The sequence below is a fragment of the Streptomyces gobitricini genome, assembly GCF_039532985.1.
GTDB lineage: Bacteria > Actinomycetota > Actinomycetes > Streptomycetales > Streptomycetaceae > Streptomyces > Streptomyces gobitricini.
The window spans coordinates 192,644-212,862 of the sequence record NZ_BAAASR010000027.1; the positions used below are offsets into that span (position 1 = coordinate 192,644).

The window sequence follows — 20,219 nt, forward strand, 5'->3', positions numbered from 1 at the left end:
GATGGGACATGCCGGAGACCACTGTGACGTTGTCGGAAGAGGTACGGCAGGCGCTGGCCGAGCGCCGGCCCGTCGTCGCCCTGGAGTCGACGATCATCGCGCACGGCCTCCCCCGACCGCGGAACCTCGCCGTGGCGCGGGAGTTGGAGGCGCTCGTCCGTGCCGGCGGGGCCGTCCCGGCCACGGTCGCCGTGCTGGACGGCGTGGCGCGCGTGGGGCTGCACACGGAGCAGCTGGAAAGGATCGCGGCCGGGTCCGGCGTGCGCAAGCTGGGGCACCGGGACCTGGCACCCGCCGTGGCCGCCGCGGCGAGCGGTGCCACCACGGTGTCCGCGACCGCCTTCCTGGCGGCGCGGGCGGGCATCCGCGTCTTCGCGACCGGCGGGCTCGGCGGAGTCCATCGCGGGTGGGCGCAGACCCAGGACGAGTCGGCCGACCTCCGGCTGCTGGCCCGGACCCGGATCGCCGTGGTGTGCGCGGGGGTCAAGTCCATCCTCGACGTGCCGGCGACGCTACAGCGGCTGGAGACGCTGGGAGTGGGCGTCCTGGGGTACGGGACGGAACACTTCCCCGGCTTCTATCTGGCCTCGTCGGGTGAGCCGGTCGACTGGACGGTGCGGTCCCCGGAGGAGGTGGCGGCGGTGATACGGGCGCAGGACGCACTGGGCGGCCCCGAGGCGGCACTGATCGTCGCCAATCCGGTGCCGGTGGCGGAGCAGCTGGATCCCGCGCTGCACGACCGGGTGCTCGCGCGGGCACTGAACGAGTGCCGGGAGCGGGGCATCGCCGGCCAGGCCGTGACGCCGTTCCTCCTGGAGTACCTGATGCGGCACACCGACGGGGCGTCCCTGGAGGCCAACCTCGCGGCGGTACGCGGCAATGTGCGGCTGGCTGCGCGTATCGCGGCCGCGCTGTGAGCGGCGCGCTGCTCGTGGTCGGGGACGTGGTCACCGACGTGGTGGCCCGGCACCGCGCCCCGCTCGCCCCGGCCACCGACACCGCCGCGGAGATCCGGACGCTGCCGGGAGGGGCGGGGGCGAACGTGGCGTGCTGGGCGGCGCGTTCCGGCTGCCCGGACGTGCGGATCCTGGGGCGGGTGGGCACCGACCGGGCGGCCTGGCACGAGGAGCGGCTGCGGGCCGCCGGGGTGCGGCCGTCGCTGGTACGGGACCCGGGCGCGCCGACCGCGACGGTGGTTTCGCTGGTCGACGCGGCCGCCGAGCGGACGTTCCTCACGGACAGCGGCGCGGCGCTCCGGCTCGCGCCTGGCGACTGGTCGCCAACCGTGCTGGACGGGGTGTCCCACCTGCATCTGTCCGGGTACCTCTTCCTTGCCGGGGCCAGCCGCGAGACGGCGCGACTGGCCCTGGCAACAGCACGTGAGCGGGGTGTTCCGGTGAGCGTGGACCCCGCGTCGGCGGGGTTCGTCTCCGAGCTGGGCGTGACTCCGTTCCTGGCCTCGGTCGAGGGGGCGGACCTCCTCCTGCCCAACGCCGACGAGGCCGCGCTGCTGACCGGCCTGGCCGCTCCCGAGGACGCGGCAGCCGCGCTGAGCCGCCGTTTCCCGCTCGTCGTGGTGACGACCGGCGCGGCGGGTGCCCTGGTGGCCGAGTCGGGGCGGATCATCGCGCGGGCCGTGGCCCCGGCGGTCCGCGCGGTCGACTCGACGGGGGCGGGCGACGCGTTCACCGGCGCCTTCCTGGCGGCCCGCCTGTCCGGCGCCGACCCGGTCGCGGCGGCGGAAGCGGGTTGCCGCGCCGGCGCCACGGCGGTCACCGTACTGGGCGGCCGTCCGCCGGCCGGCTGACGAGGACGGGGCGGGGCGGCGGCGGGGGCCGGTACTGCGGCTACGACGGTGCGGCGGGCGACGGGCAGCGGGTGACAGGCACGGGGCGACGGGCAGGGGGTGACGCGCGACGAGGTCAGGAGGTCACGAGAGGGGTGGGGCGACACCGCACGGCCTGGGGCCCGGCGCGGGTGCGGCTACGGCAGGCCCGTCCAGGCCGGGTGCCGAGGGTCGTCGGCGCGGACGACGACGTCGGCGGCTTCGGCCGGGGCGACCTCGGCCTCGTACCGCCGGAAGGCCGGGAGCGTCCACGGCTGCTCCGTGCGGCGGGCCAGCGCGCCGGGTGACAGGCGGAGGTGGACCGTCCGGTCGAAGGGGAACCAGTGGCCGAGCAGGAACGGCCCGTGCAGTACCAGTACCCCGCCCGGGGCCAGCGTCCGGTACGGGCTTCGGGTCGCCCGGTCCGTGGCCGGGTCCCACAGGTCGGGCAGCACCCGCCCGCTGCCGCCCGGTTCCAGCGGTCCGAAGACCTCCCGCCACAGGGCGCCGGTGTCGAACCAGCCGCTGTAGTAGGTGTCGGGGTCCTCCCTGCCGTACTCGTACCGCAGCGACGCCGGCCGTAGGAACCCGCCCGTTCCGACGGTCGTCACCGCCCGGCCGCGCAACCGCAGCGCCTCCGCCAGCAGCAGGGCCTGCTCCTCGGGCCGGGCGGCGGGCGCCCCGTCGACGGCCACCTTGAGCCACGGCCCCCCGTCGGCCGGAGTCAGACCGTCCACATGCGCGGCAAGGGCGTCGGCCAGGCGTTCCCAGGTGATCGGTTCGAACTTCATTGCCCTCATGCTGCCCGAGACCGGAGCCGGCTTGACCTCCTCGGTCGGTCAGCGCGCCGGGCCGGGCAACGCCGTGTACGCGGCGACCAAAACCGCGCTCGAACGCCTCGTCAGTGTCTTCGCCGTGTCCCGCAGCACGTCCTCGGGCGTGACCCGCACGAGGGTGGACCCGGGCGGCAGTTGCGCCCCCTCCTCGTCCTCCGGCTGCTCCGTACGGGCGATGCCGGCGAGCAGCACGGGCTTCCGCGGCCCGTGGGCGCCGCCGCCAGGTCCTGCTGCGCCTGGGCCTTGACGCCCTTCTCAACGGCGTTGATCTGATGGAGCCTTGTTGTTACCACGCGGCAAGTGAAGCGGCGCAGGCATGCTCCGGCCGAACGATTTCAGGGGTACGGATCGATGGAGACGGCGCTCATAGCCGTGATCGGCACGCTGCTCGGCGCGGTCGTCACGCACTTCTTCCAGGGCCGGGCGGCGCACCGCACCGCCGCCCTCACACGTGCCGAACAACTGCGCCAGGAGCGGATAACGACGTACGCCCTGTTCGCGGGCGCGGTGATCGAGTACCGGCGTGCCCAGAACGCCCGCGTGTACCGCCGCAACGGCTCGCAGGCCGAATCGACCCGGTTGGAGTCCTACGAGCGGCGCGCCGCCGCCCGGCAGGCGCTGGTGCGCGTCCAGCTGGTGTGCGACGACTCACGGACCGTGGAACTGGCGAGGAGGGCCTTCGAGGTGACGCACCACATCCACGAGGCGAAGGACGAGACGGAGCGGGAGCGGCGCTCCGAGGAGGCCGCCGGGGCGCTGGACGCGTTCATCGGGGCCGCGGCCCCGGGCGTGCGCTGACATGGCGGGCCATGGGGTGCCGGCACCGCTGGTGGTGATCGAGCCGCTCAAGCGCCGCCACTGCGCGGAATGCGGCGGCGGGCCGCTGCCCCGGCTGGTCCTGGAGTTCGGCGCGCCGCTCTGCCTGGACTGCGCCGACCTCGGCCACCTGGTCCATCTCCCCCGCGGCGACGCGGCGCTGACCCGCCGGGCCCGCGAGGCGAGCGGCCTGTGGGCGGTGGTCGTACGCCACAACCGGCGCCGCACGCGGTACGAACGCCAGGGGATCCTCGTGGAGGAGGCCGCCCTCGCGCGGGCGGAGGCGGCGTGTCTGGCCGACGCCGAGGCACGGGCGCGACGCCGGGCCCGGGACGCGACGCGCCGGGCCTCCGAGGACGTGCGGTTCCGGGCCGCGCTGGCCGCCGAGATCCTGCGCCTCTTCCCCGGCTGCCCGCCGGAGCGCGCGGCCGGCATCGCGGCGCACGCCGGGGAGCGCGGGAGCGGCAGGGTGGGGCGTACGGCGGCGGGACGGGCGCTGGACGAAGGCGCGGTCACCGCGGCGGTACGGGCGTCGGTGCGGCACCTGGACACCGAGTACGACGCGCTGTTGATGCGCGGTGTCCCCCGCCGCCAGGCGCGTACCCGCGTGGCACCGGTCATCGACTCGGTGCTGGCCGCCTGGCGGCGGTGACCTTCGGCCGATCGTCAGGCGCGGTCCGCCGCGGGGCGGGAGCGGCGGTAGAGGAGCCCTCCGCCGAGCATGAGGCCCATGGCGGCGGGCACGCCGACGCCGAGCAGACCGGCGCCGGAGCCCGTCTCGGCCAGCGACGTCGAGCTGGTCTGCGGCAGCGGCGCGGGGGCCTGGCCGGCCGGTGCGGGCACCGGAGCCGGTGCGGCGGGCTCGTCGTGCTCGGGCGGCGCGACGGGCGCGACGGGTTCGGCGGGCTTCGGCGGCGTGGCGGGCGGCTTGCTGCCGCCGTTGCTGGACGCGTTGCCGAAGGTGGGGTTGAGGACGCCGACCAGGCTGACGGAGTTGCCGCTGACGTTGACCGGCAGGTCGATGGGCAGCTGGATGCCGTTGCCGGAGATCACGCCGGGCGACTCCACGGCGGCACCGTCCGCCGAAGCTCCGCCACCACCGTTCTCGCCGCCACTGCCGCTTCCGTGCCCGCCGCCGTGTCCGCCGTGTCCGCCGTGTCCGCCGTGCGAGGTACCGTGGTGGTCCTTGTGCTGGTGGCCCCCGCCCTTGTTCTCACACCTGTTGCCGGCCGCCGGGTTGAGCAGCCCGACCACATTGACGGTGTTGCCGCAGACGTTGACCGGGACGTCCACCGGCAGCTGAACGGCGTTGCCGGAGATCACCCCCGGCGATTCGGCCGCGACGCCGGCCGCCTCGGAGTCGGCGTGCGCGTATCCCGCCGCCATAGCGAGCGCGCCGCCCGTGGCCATCAGTGTGACCAGACCATTTCGGCGAGTGTGCCTCATGGCTTCCTGCCTTCCGGAGACTGTCACGGGCACCCGCCCGCACCGGAATTAACGCCGTACAGCCAAGCCGGGTTATGACGCATCCACCATTCACTCCATCGAGTGGTGGCTCATTCGAACCCTCACAGGCTCTTTACCTGTCGTCCTCGTGGGCCGGGACAACACCCGCCCGGGAGTGCGGGCCGCGTGTCAGCGTTCCAGCAGGTCGGTGAGCGCGCCGACCGGGTCGGCGTCAGGGGTGCCCCTCGGCCACCAGTCCTCGCGGTCGGGGTCCGATTCGTACCCGTACCAGAGGCCGTCGCGGCCGTAGCGCAGTTGCAGTGAGCGGGTGGAGAGACGGTTGCGCCAGGGGCGGAAGTGGGGGAGGTCGGCGCCGATCAGAGCGGGTCGGGCGCGGTCGAAGGGGCCGGCGGGCGGGTCCCAGGGCTCTTCCAGGACGGCGAGTCCCTCCGGTCCGCCCTGGCGCCAGGCGGCGACGGCGCGGGCGAGGTCGGCGGGGGTGCGGTCCAGGGCGGCGGCGAGGTCGCGGTAGAGGGCGCGGGTGGAGGCGGTCAGACCGGAGCCGGGGTGGGCGGCCGCGAGACGGACGGCGTCCTGCCAGGGGGTGAGCGCGGCGACCGGGTCCTGCCCGGTGGTCAGGATGGTGTGTGCGCGGACCGCCGCCTCGGTGGCCAGCATCTCCAGGGCCAGCGGGTCGGGCGCCTCCGGGTCCTCGGGGTAGAGGGGCGGGCGGCCAGGCCGGTCGGGGGCGGGCAGGGGCGGCGGCAGGGTCGTGGCGGGCGGGGCGGCGAGGACCGCGCCGGCGGGCACGGTGGGCATGGGCGGGGGCACGGCACTGGTCTCGGCGGCCTCATGGGCGGCGTTGCGGTGGCTGAGCGCCGCGAGGATCTCCTGTTCGCCCCGGCCACGCATCAGGAACAGCACGAACGGGTCCTCGTCGAGGAGCCGTGCCGCCTGGTAGCAGAGGGCGGCGGCATGCTTGCAGGGGTAGCCGTGGTCGGGGCAGGAGCAGTCCGGGACCAGGTCGCCCGGGCCGGGCAGCAGGTCCACCGCCGCGGCCAGGGCGTGCGGCACGTCCTTGTCGAGGAGAGCGGCGATGTGGTCGGGGCGGGCGGCCGCGGCGTCCAGGAAACGTTCCCAGTCGTCGTCGGCGAGGACCCGCAGCCGGATCTCCGTGCGGTACGGGCGCGGGCGGCTGCCGTGGACGTACGCCGTGACTCGGCCCGGTGTCACGGTGATCGCGTCGACGTGCCCGGTGGTGGCGTACGCACGCCCGCGTGCCAGGCGCGCCGGGTCCAGGGCGGTGTCCTCCAGGGCCTCCACCCAGGCGTTGCCCCACCAGGTGGCGGCGAACCTCCCGTCGGCGCTCCGGGCGGGGGAGAGCTGCGGGAACGTGCGGCGACGGTCGTCGTGCAGCGGGGCGCGCCGGGTGCCGGGGCGGTGCGGGCTCACGACAGCCTCCTCAGGGACACGAGGTCGGCCAGCTCGCGGTCGGTCAGCTCGGTGAGGGCGGACTCCCCCGAGCCGAGGACCGCGTCGGCCAGCGCGCGCTTGGCCAGCAGCATCTCCGCGATGCGGTCCTCCACCGTCCCCTCGGCGATCAGGCGGTGGACCTGGACCGGCTGGGTCTGGCCGATGCGGTACGCCCGGTCGGTGGCCTGCTCCTCGACGGCCGGGTTCCACCAGCGGTCGTAGTGCACGACATGACCGGCACGGGTGAGGTTGAGCCCGGTGCCGGCGGCCTTGAGGGACAGGACGAACACCGGGACCTCGCCGGACTGGAACCGGTCCACCATCCGCTCCCGCTCCGCCACCGGCGTCCCGCCGTGCAGCAGCTGGGAGGGGACCGCGCGGGCAGTCAGGTGCGCGGTGAGCAGCCGTGCCATGGTCACGTACTGGGTGAAGACCAGCACGGAGCCGTCCTCGGACAGGATCGTGTCGAGGAGCTCGTCGAGGAGCGTGAGCTTCCCCGACCGGCCGGCCAGTCGGGCGGGCTCTTCCTTCAGGTACTGGGCCGGGTGGTTGCAGATCTGCTTCAGGGACGTCAGCAGCTTCATCACCAGCCCGCGGCGTGCAATGCCCTCCGCTGCCTCGATCCGCGCCATCGTCTCGCGCACCACCGCCTCGTAGAGCGAGGCCTGTTCGCGGGTGAGGGGAACCGGGTGGTCGGACTCCGTCTTGGGCGGCAGCTCGGGCACGATGCCCGGGTCGGACTTCTTGCGGCGCAGCAGGAAGGGACGGACGAGCCGGGCGAGACGCTCGACCGCCTCGTCGTTCTCGATCTGCTCGGCGTTCTCGACGGCGCGCGCGTGGCGCGCGCGGAACGCCTTGAGCGGGCCGAGGAGCCCCGGCGTGGTCCAGTCGAGCAGCGTCCACAGCTCGGAGAGGTTGTTCTCGACGGGGGTGCCGGTCAGGGCGACGCGCGCGGGCGCGGGGATGGTGCGCAGCGCCTTGGCGGTCGCGGAGAACGGGTTCTTGACGTGCTGCGCCTCGTCGGCGACGACCATCCCCCACTCGTGCGCGGCCAGTTGCTCGGCGCTGGTGCGCATCGTGCCGTACGTGGTGATCACGAAGCCGCCTTCGAGGCCGTCCAGGGTCCGGTCGGTGCCGTGGAAGCGGCGCACCGGTACGCCGGGGGCGAAGCGGGCGATCTCGCGCTGCCAGTTGCCGAGCAGGGAGGCCGGGCAGACGACGAGGGTGGGGGCCCGGCGGGCGCGGCGCAGGTGGAGGGCGATGAGGGTGACGGTCTTGCCGAGGCCCATGTCGTCCGCGAGGCAGCCGCCGAGGCCCAGGGACGTCATCAGGTCCAGCCAGGCCAGGCCGCGCAGTTGGTAGTCGCGCAGGGTGGCGTCGAGGCCCGGCGGCGGGTCGATGGTGCCGGGGCCCGTCACCAGCCGGTCGCGCAACGCCGCGAGGGCGCCGACGGGGACCGCCTCGACCGTCTCGCCGTCCACCTCGGCGGTGCCGGTGAGCGCCACGGCCAGCGCGTCGACCGGCTCCAGCAGGCCCAGCTCCCGCTTGCGGGCCTTCCGCACGAGCGCGGGGTCGACGACCACCCACTGGTCGCGCAGCCGCACGACGGGGCGGTGCGCCTCGGCGAGGGCGTCCATCTCCCGCTCGGTCAGCGGGTCGCCGTCCAGCGCCAGCTGCCAGTTGAACCGCAGAAGCTCCTCGCTGTCGAAGAACGCCGTCCCGTCGGTCGCCGAGCCCGGCGCGGGCCGGACGACCGCGGCGGCGGAGAGCGACCGCGCCAGCTCCCTGGGCCAGTGCACGGTCACGCCGGCCGCGCCGAGCCGCGCCGCCGCCGGGCCCAGCAGCTCGTACAGCTCGTCCTCGGTGAGCGACAGGACGTCGGGCACGTCCCGCTCCAGCAGCCGGGCGAGCGGCGCCCACACGCGTGCCGCGCGCCGCAGCGCCAGCACGGCGTCGATCCTCGCGCGGGGCCCGAAGTGCTCGGTGCCCTCTCCCGCCCACAGGGCGGCCGCGTCGACGACCAGGGTGGGGTCGGCGAGGCTGTGGACCTGGACGAGCGCGGCGGCGGCCTCCCGCTCGCCGCCGCCCTCCGCGAGGGTGTCGAACAGTTCGTACCCGGACAGGTCGAGGCGGAGGGAGACGCGGACACCGGCGTCCATGCCCGCCGCCGCCTCGGCGGCCCAGGCACGCGCGCGGGGCAGGTGCTGCGGGGCGCGTGCCGCGAACGGCGGCCCGGCGGCGTAGGCGGCGGCCGGTGTGCGGGGCAGGGTGTCGGCGACCGCGTCGAGGAACGCGCGCACCAGGGCCTCGGGCTCGGGCAGCCGGAGGGGGCGCGCGCCGGGCACCGGCACGGCGTGGGCTTCGTACGGCATCGCCGCGGCGACCGCCCGGAGGTGGGCGATGTCGTCCGCGTCCAGCGGCCCGGCCCGCCAGGCGTCCAGGTCGCCGGCGGTGAGCCCCGGCAGCAGCCGGCCGCGCCCGGCCAGATGGAGGGCGTGCAGGGCGGCCGCGCCCCAGCAGGCCGCCGCCGGGTGGGCGTCCGGCGCGTGCCGCGCGGCGACCAGCACGGGCAGGGCGTCGGCCACGGGCAGCACCACCGCCGGAACGCCCCTGCCGCGCACCCCGCCGCCGTGGGCCCGCACCACCGTGATGGTCGCGTGGCCGGCGGCCTGCCCGGTGGGGTCGGCTGTCCCCGGGGGCAGGGGCCGGGCGTCGGGGGACCAGAAGGCGACCCGGCCTTCGCGGGGCAGCGCGGCGGGGAGGAAGACGGCGGCACAGGTGTGCAGCGGTCGCTGCGGCATCGGTCCGTCGCCTCCCCTCACACTGGTCGTGTCGTGGATCTACGACCTTACGGCGGGGGTCTGACAATCGGGGCAATCGGCTTCGGCCATCGCTCGAGCCCTGGTCAGCGCAGGCCCTCCCACAGGGCCCGCTCCGCGCCACGCGGGTCGTCGACGGGCCCGGGACTCGTGTCGTCGAAGATCATCGTCGTCCGGCTCCGGAGATCGTACGCGGGCCACCCCGGGTCGCCGGTCGCCGCGAACGCCACCCACGCCCCGTGCATCGCGTCCGCCACCGCCTGCGCGGGGTCGTCACCGATCATCGGCGCGTACCGGGGGTCGTCGAGCCGGTCGAAGACGTAGGCCAGTTCTCCCGCGTGGCAGGCCCCGAGCCGGCCGTCGTAGGCGGAGGAGCGCCGCGCGAACTCGTACACGTACGACCCCGGCACCGACTCGGCCAGCCGGATCGCCGGGATCCGGTAGAACCAGTCCGTCACCATCGCGTCGAAGATCTCCCCCGGCCCGGCGCCGGGCCGCGCGTCCCGGTAGACGGGCAGGGCCTCCTGCGGATCGAGGCCGTACGCCTCGGCGGTGGTCCGGAGCCTGGTCTCCGACAGCAGGTGCAGCCGCCCGGTGGGGACGAGGAAGAGCCGGTACTCCTCGCGGTTGCTGCCGACCAGCAGGTCGACGCCGCAGTCCGGCCCTGGGAGGGCCGGGCCCTCGGTCACCGGCTCGAAGGGCATCGCGTTGAGTGCCGCCTCACCCCACAGGGCGGGGTCGGGGCGGGCGCCGATCTCGCCCCGCAGCTCCGCCTGGGCGGTGAGGAGACGGTCGAGCGGTACGGCGGCGAAGGCGTCGGCCGTCGGTTCCACCGCGAGCTTCTCGGCCAGCCGGGCGGTGATCCGCCGGGCCGACGCGGGGCGGAGGAAGTGGTGCGCGGCCCCGCTCTGCAGGATGGCCCGGTGGAACAGGCCACGGGCTCGCGCCTCGCCCAGCAGGACGCCTATGCTCATCGCTCCGGCCGACTCGCCGAAGAGGGTGACCCGGTCCGGGTCGCCGCCGAAGTTCGCGATGTTGTCGCGGACCCACTCCAGCGCCGCGATCTGGTCGAGCAGGCCCCGGTTGTCCGGGACGCCGTCCAGGTGGAGGAAACCGTCCGTCCCGATGCGGTAGTTGAGCGAGACGAAGACGACGCCGTCCCGCGCGAAGGCGCTGCCGTCGTACGCGGACGACGCCGCCCCGTTGGCGAAGGCCCCGCCGTACAGCCACACCATGACCGGCAGCCGGGCGCCGGGGCCCGGTGACGGCGTCCACACATTGAGGTTGAGGCAGTCCTCCCCCGGGATCGTCGTCTCCGGGAGGAGGGCGTCGAAGGGCGGGGCGTAGGGCGCCTTCGGCGGCGTGGGGCCGTAGGCCGTCGCGTCCCGTGTCCCCCTCCACGCGCGCGGTGGGGACGGTGGCCGGAAGCGCAGGGGGCCGAAGGGCGGGGCGGCGTACGGGACTCCGAGGAAGGAGGCGGTCCCGTCGGCCGCGATGTCACCGCGTACCGCGCCCTGCCTGGTCATGCACACCGGTCGCATCGGGGTCCCTTCGTCGCCTGCCCCTCTCGTACCGTGCCGCCCCGCCTGGCGTAAAGGGGCTCGCCCCCACTCGTGTCCCGGCTCACACCCGGCCGCGGACCCGGCGCAGCAGTGTGGCGGTGCGGTTCCGGCGGGTCCGGGCGACGACGGCCAGCAGCAGCGCGAAGATCACCGGCGTGAACCAGTACTCCCCGCCCAGGAAGGCCAGTTGGGTGACGAGCGCACCGGCCATCAGACCGATGAGCGCGAGTGCCGCCACCCCGGACAGCGCGGGCACCACCAGCGCGACGGCGCCCGCCAGCTCCAGCGCGCCCACCAGGTACATGAACCAGTCGCCGAGACCGATCGCGTCGAAGGACGTCGCCGCCGCGGAGTGCCCGACCAGCTTCGGCCCGGCGCTCGGAATCGCGAAGAAGAGGGCGAGGACAATCTGCAGGGCCCACACGGCGGTGTGCGCGCGACGGGTCGTGCCGGCGGCGCCGGTGGCGGGTGCGGTGGTGGCGGGTGCGGTGGTGGCGGGTGCGGTGGTGGCGGGTGCGGTGGTGGCGGTCATGTCGGTCTCCTCCTGCGGGCGTTGCCCGAGCGGTGTGTCGCTGTCGGGGAGGTAGACCGGAGAACCGTCCGGAACTCATCGGTGTTCCGGCCGCGCCCGCACCCACGTTCCGTCATCGGTCAGACAGGTGTCGACGGTGAGCCCGGCGGCGGCCAGGCAGCTCTCGAAGTCCTTCGTCGTCAGCGGCCGGGAGAGGAAGGTCTGTGTCCAGCGAGCGTCCGGGAAGACGTACTCGCAGACCACCGAGTTCACCCCGTCCCCGACCGGCTGCGCCGACGCGATCCGCACCGTGCAGCCGGACGGGTCCTCGCGCTCACGCGGCACCCGGGTGTGCCAGTCCACGCCCTCCCGCTGGATCAGTACGCACCCGTCGTCCCGGACGTGCCGCCGACAGGCCGCGAGCAGCCCGTCGCGCACCCGCCGGTCGCCCGTGTGCACCAGGAACGACGCCAGCAGAACGGCGTCGAACCGCTCCCCCAGGCTCAGGCTCTCTATCGGGCTCCGCACGGTCCTGACGCCGGGCACCCGCTCCCGGACCCGTGCCAGCATCTCGGCCGACTCGTCCACGGCGGTGACCACCAGGCCCCGCTCGACCAGCGGCCGGGTGAGCCGGCCCGCTCCGCTGCCCAGTTCCAGCAGGGTCGCGTTCGCCGGCACCGCGTCGGCGACGATGTCGGGCTCGGTGCCCGCGACGAGCCTGCTGTACAGATCGACCGCACACCCGTCCGGGGTGATCGCCCCCGGGCCTGTGCCCCGGTATCCCTCACGCATCGGTCCGCCCTCTTCGTCCATGTGCCCTGAACGGCCGGCCTCACGGTCCCGTTCCCTCCCGCTCGCCTTTGGCCGGGATCGAACGGCGCCGCGCGGGTACTCGCGGACCGGGAGAGCGATCACCATGCGTATGCGTACCGGCAGTGAACCGAGAACAGCACGCAGCCCGCTGCGGATCCGCTTCTGGCTGGGTCTGTGGGGGCTGCTCTGGGCGGGCGCGGGAACCGTGGCCTTCGCCATGGTCGGCCGGCCCGGCTGGGCGGCGGCCTGTGGGCTGCTGACCGCGGTCATCATCGTCGACCTCGTAGTCGTCCTGCGCCACATCCGTCAGGGCGCGCACTACCAACCCGGCCGCGACGTCCCCCCTTACGACCCGGACGACGGGCGCCCCGGCGCACGGTAGTGGCGGTGCGGGCCATCACCCGTGGCGCGGGCCGTCACCCGTGGCGCGGGGCGGTCACTCCTCCGGGGCGGTCACTCCTCGGGGGGCACGTCGGCCGGGAAGTCCACCGGAAAACGCGCCGCCTCCAGGTACTCCGGCTTGGGGTCCAGTGCGGCGGCGAGGCGGAAATGGCGCTTCGCCTGCTCGGGGCGGCCCGAGCGCTGGAAGGTGCGGGCCAGCGCGAAGTGCGCGAACGCGTTGTCGGGCTCGCGCTCCAGCACCAGCTCGAATTCCAGCTCGGCGGGCCGCAGCTGGGCGGCCGCGTAGAACGCACGGGCGCGCAGCAGGCGCGCGGCGGTGTTCTCGGGGTGGGCCGCGATCACGGAATCGAGGAGCTTGACAGCTCCGCGCGGGTCCCGCGCCGCGAGCAGCTGCTCCGCCGCGCGGTAGTCGATGACGTGGGTCTCCGGGTTGGTCTCGGGCACGCTCGGATCCTTCCCTCGCTCCGGCGGTTCAACATCCGCGGCCGGGCCGGTATTCCCTCGGCCGCGCGGACCCCGGCGTTTCTCCGTACCGCCACCGCCACCGCCCTACGTCAGGGGCTGCCCGCGGACCCGCCGCGCCCCCGGGTCAGCCGGTCCCAGACCTTCCGCACCTGGGGTTCCAGGTCCTCCAGCGGGCCGTCGTTGTCGATGAGCAGGTCGGCCACGGCCCGCCGCTGTTCCCGCGTCGCCTGTGCGGCCATGCGGGAGCGGGCCTCCACCTCGGTCATCCCGCGCAGCCGCACGAGCCTGTCCAGCTGCGTCCCGGGGGACGCGTCGACGACCACGACCACGTCGTACAGTGGCGCGAGGCCGTTCTCCGTGAGCAGCGGTACGTCGTGGACGACGACGGCCTCCGGCCCCGCCGCCGCCTCGAGCTCCGCCGAGCGGGCGCCTACCAGGGGGTGGACGATGCCGTTCAGCGTGGCCAGCGCCTCGGGGTCGGAGAAGACGATCGAACCGAGCCTGGGGCGGTCCAGGCTTCCGTCCGCCGTGAGGATCTCCGGGCCGAACGCCGCCACGACGGCCGCGAGCCCGGGCGTGCCGGGCTCGACGACCTCGCGTGCGATCTTGTCGGCGTCGATGAGGACCGCTCCGTACGAGGAGAGGAGCCGTGACACCTCGCTCTTTCCGGCGCCGATTCCGCCGGTCAACCCAACCTTCAGCATGAACGGAAGCCTAGGCCTTGCCGGGCGGCCCCTAGAGGTCGCCCTCCCGCTCCGCGAGGAACCGTTCGAATTCGCGGCCGAGCTCGTCCGCCGACGGCAGCTCCACCGGTTCGGCGACCAGGTTCCCCCGCGTCTCCGCACCCGCCATCGCGTCGTACTGGTGCTCCAGCCCCTGGACGAGCGCGGTCAGTTCTTCGTCCCCCTCGGCGATCTGACGCTCGATCTCGGTCTGGGTGCGCTGGGCCCGCGTCCGCAGCGTGTGCGCGATGCCGGGCAGGACGAGCCCGGTCGCCGCGGTGATGGCCTCCACGGCGGACAGCGCCGCGTCCGGGTAGGCCGACCGCGCCACGTAGTGCGGTACGTGGGCGGCGACGCCGAGGACGTCGTGCCCGGCCTCCATCAGCCGGTACTCGACCAGTGCCTCGGCACTGCCCGGCACCTGCGCCTCGTCGAACGGGCTGCGGTGCGCGGGCATGAGGTCGGTGCGGTTGCCGTGCGGGGTGAGGCCGACGGGCCGCGTGTGCGGCACGCCCATGGGGATGCCGTGGAAGTTGACCGAAAGCCGCACCCCGAGCCGCTCGACGATCTGCCGTACGGCCGCCGCGAACCGCTCCCACTCCACGTCGGGCTCGGGGCCGGACAGCAGCAGGAAGGGCGCCCCGGTGGCGTCCTGCACGAGGCGGACCTCGATGGCCGGTGTCTCGTACGCCGCCCAGCGGTCGCGCCGGAAGGTGAGCAGCGGACGGCGCGCCCGGTAGTCCACGAGACGGTCGTGGTCGAAGCGGGCCACCACCTGGTGGGGCAGCGAGCCCAGCAGGCTGTCGACGATCTGATCGCCGGTCTCACCCGCGTCGATGTATCCGTCGAAGTGGTAGAGCATGACCAGGCCGGCCGACTCCTGCGCCAGCGCCACATCGACGACGGCCAGGCCCTTGGGCTCCCATGCGTACAAATCCTGCGGATCAAGCACGATTACCGCTCCTCCTCGTGTTCGTAGGGAAGAACGTCACTCGCCGTACAGGCATTCCCCCGGAGTGCTTCTTTCCGGTCCGGTGCGAACCCGTTGGGCAAGGGCTGCGAGACCCATGCCCAGGAGGGCGGTTGGGGGCGGGGCACCGTCCTCCGGCGGGTCACAGGAGCACGGGGACACGACCGAGGCCCGCCCCCTTCCGGGGACGGGCCTCGATACTCAGCTGCTACTGCTCAGCGGTGAGCCGGGGATTCAGCTCTGGCCGCCGGCCAGCTTCTCGCGGAGGGCAGCCAGGGCCTCGTCCGACGCCAGGGCGCCGGAGTTGTCGTCCGACTCCGAGGAGTACGAACCACCCGAGACACCCGCCGGGGCACCGGCCGGAGCGGCGGGGCCACCCTCGGCAGCGGCGGCCTCGTCGGCCTCGCGGGACTTGATGACCTGGGCCTGGTGCTGCTCGAAGCGCTGCTGCGCCTCGGCGTACTGGGTCTCCCACGCCTCGCGCTGGGTCTCGTAGCCCGGCAGCCAGTCGTTGGTCTCCGGGTCGAAGCCCTCGGGGTAGATGTAGTTGCCCTGGTCGTCGTAGGACGCGGCCATGCCGTACAGGGTCGGGTCGAACTCGACCGAGGCCGGGTCGGCACCGAAGGACTCGTTGGCCTGCTTCAGCGAGAGGCTGATGCGACGACGCTCGAGGTCGATGTCGATGACCTTGACGAAGATCTCGTCGTTGACCTGGACGACCTGCTCCGGGATCTCCACGTGGCGCTCGGCCAGCTCGGAGATGTGGACCAGACCCTCGATGCCCTCGTCCACGCGGACGAACGCACCGAACGGAACCAGCTTGGTGACCTTACCCGGGACGACCTGACCGATCTGGTGCGTACGGGCGAACTGCTGCCACGGGTCCTCCTGCGTCGCCTTCAGCGACAGGGAGACACGCTCGCGGTCCATGTCCACGTCGAGAACCTCGACGGTGACCTCCTGGCCGACCTCGACAACCTCGGAGGGGTGGTCGATGTGCTTCCAGGACAGCTCGGAGACGTGGACCAGGCCGTCGACGCCACCCAGGTCGACGAACGCACCGAAGTTGACGATCGAGGAGACGACGCCGGAGCGGACCTGACCCTTCTGCAGGGTGGTGAGGAACGTCTGGCGCACCTCGGACTGGGTCTGCTCGAGCCAGGCGCGGCGGGACAGGACCACGTTGTTGCGGTTCTTGTCCAGCTCGATGATCTTCGCCTCGAGCTCCTTGCCCACGTAGGGCTGGAGGTCGCGGACACGGCGCATCTCGACGAGGGAGGCCGGCAGGAAGCCACGGAGGCCGATGTCGAGGATGAGACCACCCTTGACGACCTCGATGACGGTGCCGGTGACGATGCCGTCCTCTTCCTTGATCTTCTCGATGGTGCCCCAGGCACGCTCGTACTGGGCGCGCTTCTTCGAGAGGATCAGGCGGCCTTCCTTGTCCTCCTTCTGGAGAACAAGGGCCTCGATCTCGTCGCCGACCTTGACGACCTCGTTCGGGTCGACGTCGTGCTTGATCGAGAGCTCGCGGCTCGGGATGACACCTTCGGTCTTGTAACCGATGTCGAGCAGGACCTCGTCCCGGTCGACCTTCACGATGACGCCGTCGACGATGTCGCCGTCGTTGAAGTACTTGATCGTCTCGTCGATCGCGGCGAGGAAAGCTTCCTCGTTACCGATGTCGTTGACCGCAACCTGCGGGGTGGTGGCGGTGGTCTCGGTGCTGCTCGTCATGTGGGAAAGGGCTCCGGTACGGACATTGAAGTCGTAGGTACTGCTACGCCGAGAGCCCGTATCGCAGCTGAAGAAGCCGGACAGCCAAGGAAGCGCCTGTCCCCGCCAGGGGAGGCGCCTCGACAACCGAGGGGACATACAACAGATGCGAGCGCGACCTGCTCCGTCTGAGGCGCGCAGGCCCGCAGCGCAACCTTTAGCATACGGGGACGGCCGGACAGGGTCAATGCGCGAAGGCGCACACCCGGGGCAGAACGTCGCATTCCCGGCACAATTAAAGTTTCCCAAGGCCATCGTGGCCGCGGCCGCCGCTTGCGCGGGAGCCGTGCGCAACCTACAACGGCGGGCGGGATGATCCAAGAGTACGAGCCTGAAGCCACTCGGCGCCACGCCGGTGACCAGGAGAGCAGCCGGGCGAACCGCGGCTGGTGGGACCGGAACGCGGACGAGTACCAGGACGAGCACGGGGCGTTCCTCGGGGACGACCGGTTCGTATGGGGCCCGGAGGGACTGGACGAGGCCGAAGCGGGCCTCCTGGGGGACGTCGCCGGGCTCGACGTACTGGAGATCGGTGCGGGCGCCGCCCAGTGCTCGCGCTGGCTGGCCGCCCACGGCGCCCGTCCCGTCGCACTCGACCTGTCCCACCGGCAGCTCCAGCACGCCCTGCGTATCGGCGAGGACGTGCCCCTGGTGGAGGCCGACGCCACAGCGCTGCCCTTCAGGGACCGCTCTTTCGATCTGGCGTGTTCGGCGTACGGGGCGGTGCCCTTCGTGGCCGATCCGGTGCTGGTCTTCCGGGAGGTGCGCAGGGTGCTGCGGCCGGGCGGGCGGTGGGTGTTCTCGGTGACCCACCCCATCCGGTGGGCCTTCCCCGACGAGCCGGGTCCGGAGGGCCTGTCCGTCGCCGCCTCCTACTTCGACCGCACCCCTTATGTGGAGCAGGACGAGGAGGGGAACGCCGTGTACGTCGAGCACCACCGGACGATCGGGGACCGGGTGCGGGACGTGGTCGCGGGCGGGTTCCGGCTGGTGGACCTGGTCGAGCCGGAGTGGCCGGCCTGGAACACCCAGGAGTGGGGCGGTTGGTCCCCGCTGCGCGGGAACCTGATCCCCGGCACGGCGGTCTTCGTCTGCGAGCGCGCGTGACGCGCCTCCGTGAGGAAGCCCTGGGCCTTCCCGTACGCACCGCCCTGTCGGCCCTCGAACGGGCGCTGGAGGAGCACGGCTCCGCGGTGCTGTGCGCGCCGCCCGGGACCGGCAAGACGACGCTGGTGCCGCTGGCGCTCGCCGAGCGCGGGGCGCGGGTCGTCGTGGCCGAGCCGCGGCGGATCGCGGCTCGGGCGGCGGCCCGGCGGATGGCGTGGCTGCTGGGCGGGCAGGTGGGCGGCCGGGTGGGCTTCACGGTGCGCGGTGAGCGGGTGGTGTCACACGGGACGGTCGTCGAGGTGGTGACGACGGGCGTGCTGCTCCAGCGGCTCCAGCGGGACCCCGAGCTGGCGGGGGTGGACGTGGTGATCCTGGACGAGTGCCATGAGCGGCACCTGGACGCGGACACCGCCGCCGCGTTCCTGCTGGACGTACGGGCGGCCCTGCGGCCCGAACTGCGGCTGGTGGCCGCTTCGGCGACGACCGACGCGGCGGGCTGGGCCCGGTTGCTGGGCGGCGCGCCGGTGGTGGAGGCGCGGGGCGTGGCGCATCCGGTGGAGGTGGTGTGGGCGCCGCCGCCCGGGACGGTGCGGCCGCCGCACGGCATGAGGGTGGACCCGGCGCTCCTGGCGCATGTGGCCTCGGTGGTGCGGCGGGCGCTGGCCGAGCGCCCCGGGGACGTCCTGTGCTTCCTGCCCGGCGCCGGGGAGATCGCGCGCGTGGCGGGGCTGTTGTCGTCGGTGGAGGCGGAGGTGCTCCAGGTGCACGGGCGGGCGCCGGCGGCCGCACAGGACGCGGTGCTCTCCCCCGGGACGGGGCGGCGGGTGGTCCTGGCGACGTCGGTCGCCGAGTCGTCGCTGACGGTGCCCGGGGTGCGGGTGGTGGTGGACTCGGGGCTGGCCCGCGAGCCGCGCACGGACCACGCGCGGGGTCTCGGTTCGCTGACGACGGTACGGGCGTCCAGGGCTGCCGCCCGGCAGCGCGCGGGCCGGGCGGGGCGCGAGGCACCGGGCGCGGTGTACCGGTGCTGGACGGAGGCGGAGGACGGGCGTCTGCCCCGGTTCCCGGCGCCCGAGATCCAGGTCGCGGATCTGGCGGGGTTCGCGCTGCGGGCGGCGGCCTGGGGTGACCCGGACGCGGCGGGCCTCGCGCTGCTGGACGCGCCGCCCGCGGGCGCGATGGCCGCGGCGCGGTCGGTTCTGGCGGCGATCGGCGCGGTGGACGCGGCGGGCCGGGTGACCGACCGGGGCGCCACCATGGCCCGCCTGGGTCTGCACCCGCGCCTGGCGCGGGCGCTGCTCGACGGGGCGCCGGCGGTCGGCGCGCGGCGCGCCGCCGAGGTGGTGGCGCTGCTGAGCGAGGAGCCGCCGCGCGAGTACGGCGACGACCTGGCGGCCGTGTGGCGTGCGGCGCGGCGGGGTGGTGACGCGTACGGGGCGCGCTGGCGGCAGGAGGCGCGGCGCCTGGCCCGGCAGCTGGACGCGCCGGAGGCGGGCGACCGGCCGCCGGCAGGGCGGGGCACGCGGGAGGGCGGGGGCCCCGGAGCGCGGGGCACCCGGGACGGCGGTGGCCCGGACGGGGCGGCCGGGCCGGGGGACGACGCCGCCGCCGGGCTGGTGGCCGCGCTCGCCTTTCCCGAGCGGGTGGCGCGGGGCAAGGGTGGCGGGGCGTTCCTGATGGCCTCCGGGACGGGCGCGGAGCTCGCCCCGGAGTCCCGGCTGCGGGGCTCGGCGTGGCTCGCCGTCGCCGTCGCGGACCGGCCGTCGCACGCCGCCTCCGCGCGCGTGCGGCTGGCCGCCGTGGTGGACGACGGGACCGCGCGGGCCGCGGCCAGGCACCTGCTCGTGGCGGGCGACGAGGTGCGGTGGGAGGACGGTGACGTGGTCGCCCGGTCGGTGGAGCGGCTGGGCGCGATCGAGACCGTCGTACGCCCGCTGAGGGACCCCGATCCGGCACTCGTGCGGGAAGCCCTGCTGGAGGGGCTGCGGCGGGACGGGCCGGGACTGCTGCGCTGGTCGCGGGAGTCGGACGAGCTGCGCCGACGGCTGGCGTTCCTGCACCGGGTGCTGGGGGCGCCGTGGCCGGACGTGTCGGACGCCGCGCTGCTCGAGCGCCCGGAGGAGTGGCTGGAGCCGGAACTCTCCCGGGCCCGGCGCCGGGCGGACCTGGGCCGGATCGACGCGGGTCACGCCCTGCGGAGGCTGCTGCCCTGGGCCACCGGTGACGCGGCCCGGCTGGACGAGCTCGCCCCGGAGCGGATCGAGGTGCCGAGCGGGTCGCGGATCCGCGTCGAGTACGGCGGCGAGCAGCCCGTGCTGGCGGTGAAGCTCCAGGAGTTGTTCGGGCTCACCGAAACGCCCTCCATAGCGGGCGTTCCGGTCCTGGTGCACCTGCTGTCGCCGGCGGGGCGCCCGGCGGCGGTCACGGCGGACCTGGCGTCCTTCTGGCGCGACGGATACCGCTCCGTCCGCGCGGAGCTGCGCGGCCGGTATCCGAAGCACCCGTGGCCGGAGGACCCGGCGGCGGCGCGGCCGACCCGGAGGACGAACGCGCGTCGCTGACCGCCGGGAGGCGCCGGGCCCGGTTCGCCCGGCGCCCGCCGGGGCTCGGGACCGGGCGGGCGCCGGGCGGGGCGACCGGGGAGCGCGCGGGCGGTCAGGCCGGGCGGTCGGTCAG

The 20,219-nt window shown here is 74.4% G+C and carries 18 protein-coding genes and 1 pseudogene; 7 read left to right on the forward strand and 12 right to left on the reverse strand.

Annotated features, from left to right (window positions below):
• Nucleotides 1-8: 8 nt before the first annotated feature.
• Together ABD347_RS24065 and ABD347_RS24070 are read left to right on the forward strand one after the other, a co-directional pair.
• Nucleotides 9-917, forward strand: coding sequence for a pseudouridine-5'-phosphate glycosidase (locus ABD347_RS24065; RefSeq protein WP_344364882.1), 909 nt, complete (start codon nt 9-11; stop codon nt 915-917).
• Nucleotides 914-1,807, forward strand: coding sequence for a carbohydrate kinase family protein (locus ABD347_RS24070; RefSeq protein WP_344364885.1), 894 nt, complete (start codon nt 914-916; stop codon nt 1,805-1,807). Before ABD347_RS24065 ends, ABD347_RS24070 begins: the two co-directional genes overlap by 4 nt.
• A gap of 176 nt (nt 1,808-1,983) precedes the next feature.
• Here ABD347_RS24070 and ABD347_RS24075 read toward each other — a convergent pair whose 3' ends face one another.
• On the reverse strand, nt 1,984-2,616 hold the full coding sequence (locus ABD347_RS24075) for a nucleoside/nucleotide kinase family protein (protein WP_344364887.1): 633 nt from the start codon (nt 2,614-2,616) through the stop codon (nt 1,984-1,986).
• A 105-nt stretch (nt 2,617-2,721) separates the two neighbouring features.
• Nucleotides 2,722-2,954: pseudogene (locus ABD347_RS30790) on the reverse strand (DUF7873 family protein); the annotation flags it as partial.
• A gap of 7 nt (nt 2,955-2,961) precedes the next feature.
• Here ABD347_RS30790 and ABD347_RS24085 point away from each other — a divergent pair.
• The gene (locus ABD347_RS24085) at nt 2,962-3,459 is read left to right on the forward strand and encodes a hypothetical protein (protein WP_344364889.1); all 498 of its coding nucleotides are present in this window, start codon (nt 2,962-2,964) and stop codon (nt 3,457-3,459) included.
• A gap of 1 nt (nt 3,460) precedes the next feature.
• A complete protein-coding gene (locus ABD347_RS24090; protein ID WP_344364892.1) occupies nt 3,461-4,129 on the forward strand; it encodes a DUF2293 domain-containing protein in 669 nt (222 codons plus the stop codon).
• A 14-nt stretch (nt 4,130-4,143) separates the two neighbouring features.
• Here ABD347_RS24090 and ABD347_RS24095 read toward each other — a convergent pair whose 3' ends face one another.
• The 6 genes from ABD347_RS24095 to ABD347_RS24120 form a co-directional block, all read right to left on the reverse strand.
• Nucleotides 4,144-4,923, reverse strand: coding sequence for a chaplin (locus tag ABD347_RS24095; RefSeq protein WP_344364895.1), 780 nt, complete (start codon nt 4,921-4,923; stop codon nt 4,144-4,146).
• Nucleotides 4,924-5,112: 189 nt separating this feature from the next.
• Nucleotides 5,113-6,375 carry an SWIM zinc finger family protein gene (locus ABD347_RS24100; protein ID WP_344364897.1) on the reverse strand — a complete coding sequence of 421 codons (1,263 nt, stop codon included), beginning with the start codon at nt 6,373-6,375 and terminating at the stop codon, nt 5,113-5,115.
• Nucleotides 6,372-9,197: a DEAD/DEAH box helicase gene (locus tag ABD347_RS24105; RefSeq protein WP_344364899.1), complete on the reverse strand. Its 2,826-nt coding sequence runs from the start codon at nt 9,195-9,197 to the stop codon at nt 6,372-6,374. Before ABD347_RS24105 ends, ABD347_RS24100 begins: the two co-directional genes overlap by 4 nt.
• A 104-nt stretch (nt 9,198-9,301) precedes the next feature.
• Nucleotides 9,302-10,741, reverse strand: coding sequence for a carboxylesterase/lipase family protein (locus ABD347_RS24110; protein WP_344364902.1), 1,440 nt, complete (start codon nt 10,739-10,741; stop codon nt 9,302-9,304).
• Nucleotides 10,742-10,838: 97 nt separating this feature from the next.
• On the reverse strand, nt 10,839-11,309 hold the full coding sequence (locus ABD347_RS24115; protein WP_344364905.1) for a DoxX family protein: 471 nt from the start codon (nt 11,307-11,309) through the stop codon (nt 10,839-10,841).
• Nucleotides 11,310-11,384: 75 nt separating this feature from the next.
• Nucleotides 11,385-12,080 (reverse strand): class I SAM-dependent methyltransferase, encoded by a 696-nt coding sequence (locus ABD347_RS24120; protein ID WP_344364907.1) that lies wholly within the window; start codon nt 12,078-12,080, stop codon nt 11,385-11,387.
• A 130-nt stretch (nt 12,081-12,210) separates the two neighbouring features.
• Between ABD347_RS24120 and ABD347_RS24125 the strand changes: the two genes are divergently transcribed.
• Nucleotides 12,211-12,483: a DUF6343 family protein gene (locus tag ABD347_RS24125; protein ID WP_344365033.1), complete on the forward strand. Its 273-nt coding sequence runs from the start codon at nt 12,211-12,213 to the stop codon at nt 12,481-12,483.
• Between the two features lie 71 nt (nt 12,484-12,554).
• Here the strand turns inward: ABD347_RS24125 and ABD347_RS24130 are convergent, their stop codons facing one another.
• The 4 genes from ABD347_RS24130 to rpsA all read right to left on the reverse strand — a co-directional run bounded on the left by ABD347_RS24130 (nt 12,555) and on the right by rpsA (nt 16,397).
• Nucleotides 12,555-12,947 (reverse strand): tetratricopeptide repeat protein, encoded by a 393-nt coding sequence (locus ABD347_RS24130; RefSeq protein ID WP_344364909.1) that lies wholly within the window; start codon nt 12,945-12,947, stop codon nt 12,555-12,557.
• A 110-nt stretch (nt 12,948-13,057) separates the two neighbouring features.
• Nucleotides 13,058-13,672: a dephospho-CoA kinase gene (gene coaE, locus ABD347_RS24135; RefSeq protein WP_344364912.1), complete on the reverse strand. Its 615-nt coding sequence runs from the start codon at nt 13,670-13,672 to the stop codon at nt 13,058-13,060.
• 31 nt (nt 13,673-13,703) lie between these two features.
• A complete protein-coding gene (locus ABD347_RS24140; protein ID WP_344364914.1) occupies nt 13,704-14,642 on the reverse strand; it encodes a PAC2 family protein in 939 nt (312 codons plus the stop codon).
• 252 nt (nt 14,643-14,894) lie between these two features.
• On the reverse strand, nt 14,895-16,397 hold the full coding sequence (gene rpsA / locus ABD347_RS24145; protein ID WP_344364917.1) for a 30S ribosomal protein S1: 1,503 nt from the start codon (nt 16,395-16,397) through the stop codon (nt 14,895-14,897).
• Between the two features lie 351 nt (nt 16,398-16,748).
• On the opposite strand from rpsA, the gene ABD347_RS24150 reads away from it, so the two are divergent.
• On the forward strand, nt 16,749-17,543 hold the full coding sequence (locus tag ABD347_RS24150; RefSeq protein ID WP_344364919.1) for a class I SAM-dependent methyltransferase: 795 nt from the start codon (nt 16,749-16,751) through the stop codon (nt 17,541-17,543).
• On the forward strand, nt 17,540-20,104 hold the full coding sequence (hrpB, locus tag ABD347_RS24155; protein WP_344364921.1) for an ATP-dependent helicase HrpB: 2,565 nt from the start codon (nt 17,540-17,542) through the stop codon (nt 20,102-20,104). Before ABD347_RS24150 ends, hrpB begins: the two co-directional genes overlap by 4 nt.
• Nucleotides 20,105-20,219: the final 115 nt, after the last annotated feature.